This is a genomic window from Mesorhizobium sp. M5C.F.Ca.IN.020.29.1.1 (genome assembly GCF_003997375.1).
GTDB classification, from domain to species: domain Bacteria; phylum Pseudomonadota; class Alphaproteobacteria; order Rhizobiales; family Rhizobiaceae; genus Mesorhizobium; species Mesorhizobium wenxiniae.
On the sequence record NZ_RZSW01000729.1, the window covers coordinates 1 to 2,413 of the forward strand.

The following is a 2,413-nucleotide window of genomic DNA, read 5'->3' on the forward strand; positions in this document are numbered from 1 at the left end:
GTCGACGAAGCTCACCCGCGCCACCACGCTGCTGCGCACCTGGGTCGACGTCGACGTCGAGAAGCAGAACCGCGATCTGCTGGCGTCGATGAACAACCGCGCCCGCCTCCAACTGCGCCTGCAGCAGACGGTGGAAGGGCTCTCGGTCGCCGCCGTCTCCTACTACGTCGTCGGCCTCATCGGCTACGTCGCCAAGGGCGCCTCGATCTTCGGCCATACCTTCGCGCCCGAGGTCGTCACCGCCGCCTCGGTGCCGCTCGCCATCCTGCTGGTCTGGTGGGGCGTGCGCCGTGTGCGCCGCTTGCACTCCGAACCCGCCAAGCAAGCGGGCGAGTAGGCCATCTCCCCCTGAAGGTCCCTCGACGGGGAGAAAGTCAGCGCGTCCCTCTCGCCCCCGCTCCCTTCGTTCGCCGCCCTCCTCGCAAGCCGCTGCGGAAGGCGTCCCGGTGTCGGCGCTCGATTTTGGCCAAAGCAGGATTTGCAACAGGCGCCCGCCGCTGGTAAAAGATTTTTACCAGTCGATCGAAGGAGACTGTCAATGTCCAGCCTGCTGATGCCGAAGCCAGACGACGCCACGATGCGCCGGCGCGACGAGATCGTCGCCGATATGCGCATCATCGTGCCGGGCGAAGGCGTCGTCGACGCTGCCAATTCGATGCGTGCCTTCGAGAGCGACGGCCTCACCGCATATCGGCAATTGCCGCTGGTCGTGGTGCTGCCCGAAACGGTGGCGCAGGTCTCGCGCGTGCTGAAATATTGCAATGACCGCAACATACGCGTCGTGCCGCGCGGTTCCGGCACATCTTTGTCCGGCGGGGCGTTGCCGCTCGAAGACGCCGTGCTGCTGGTCATGAGCCGCTTCAATCGCATTCTCGAGATCGATTTTCCAAACCGCATCGTCGTCGCCCAGCCGGGCGTCACCAATCTCGGCATCACCATCGCCGTCGAGCAGGAGGGCTTTTACTACGCCCCCGATCCATCCTCCCAGATCGCCTGCTCGATCGGCGGCAATGTCGCGGAGAATTCCGGCGGCGTACATTGCTTGAAGTACGGTCTTACCGCCAACAATGTGCTCGGTATGGAGATGGTGCTGATGAACGGCGAGGTGGTGCGGCTCGGCGGCAAGCATCTCGACGCGGAAGGCTATGACCTGCTCGGGGTGATGACCGGTTCCGAAGGGCTTCTCGGCGTCGTCACCGAGGTCACTGTGCGCATCCTGAAGAAGCCGGAGACGGCGCGCGCGCTTTTGATCGGCTTCCCGACCAGCGAGCAGGGTGGCCAATGCGTCGCCGACATCATCGGCGCCGGCATCATCCCCGGCGGCATGGAGATGATGGACCGCCCGGCGATCCACGCGGCCGAGGATTTCGTCCATGCCGGCTATCCCTTGGATGTCGAGGCGCTACTGATCGTCGAGCTCGACGGGCCGGGCGTCGAGGTCGATCACTTGATCGGCCTTGTCGAAGCCATCGCCTATAGGAACGGCTCGACCACATGCCGCATCTCGCAGTCGGAGCAGGAGAGGCTGAGCTTCTGGGCCGGCCGCAAAGCTGCCTTTCCGGCGGTCGGCCGCATCTCGCCCGACTACTACTGCATGGACGGCACCATCCCGCGCAAGGAACTGCCGCGCGTGCTGCACGGGATGCGCGAACTGTCGGAGAAATACGGGCTCGGCGTCGCCAATGTCTTTCACGCCGGCGACGGCAACCTGCATCCGCTGATCCTTTATGACGCCAATGTGCCGGGCGAGCTCGACAAGGCGGAAAGTTTCGGCGCCGACATCCTGCGGCTCTGCGTCAAGGTCGGCGGCGTGCTGACCGGCGAGCACGGGGTGGGCGTGGAAAAGCGCGACCTGATGCCGGAAATGTTCGACCAGATCGACCTCGACCAGCAGATGCGGGTCAAATGCGCTTTCGATCCCAACCATCTGCTCAACCCGGGCAAGGTGTTTCCCCAGTTGCGCCGCTGCGCCGAGCTCGGACGCATGCACGTGCATCGCGGGCAGACAGCGTTTCCGGACATTCCGAGGTTTTGATGATGGGATCTCAGAACGGGGGTTCCTCGCCCCCGCGAAGCGGGGGAGAGGTGGCTAGGGCAAAGCCCGAGACGGAGAGGGGGTCTGCGGCCGACGTGCCAAGTCGCCGCCCGCCTGAAAAGATCGCGCGTGCTCGTGAGCTTCGGCATGGCGACAATCCGATGGAAGCAACCCTGTGGAACGAACTGAAAGCCAAAAGGCTTGCCGGATATAAATTCGTGCGACAGATGCCGATCGGGCCGTATTTCGCCGACTTCGCTGCCGAAGCGAAAAGCTGGTCGTTGAACTGGACGGAAGTCACCATGCCGAGAGTTCCTATGACAGACGACGCGACGAATTCATGCGTGGCGAAGGGTTTTCGGTAGTGCGGTTCTGGAA

General features: G+C 63.8%; 2 protein-coding genes and 1 pseudogene. All 3 read left to right on the forward strand.

Features of this window, described 5'->3' with window-relative positions:
• On the forward strand, positions 1 to 337 hold a 337-nt coding region (locus EOA85_RS32780; protein WP_127212476.1), incomplete at its 5' end, for a DUF3422 family protein.
• A gap of 201 nt (positions 338 to 538) precedes the next feature.
• Positions 539 to 2,035, forward strand: coding sequence for an FAD-linked oxidase C-terminal domain-containing protein (locus tag EOA85_RS32785; RefSeq protein ID WP_127212477.1), 1,497 nt, complete (start codon positions 539 to 541; stop codon positions 2,033 to 2,035).
• A gap of 2 nt (positions 2,036 to 2,037) precedes the next feature.
• A pseudogene (locus tag EOA85_RS32790) lies at positions 2,038 to 2,413 on the forward strand (DUF559 domain-containing protein); the annotation flags it as partial.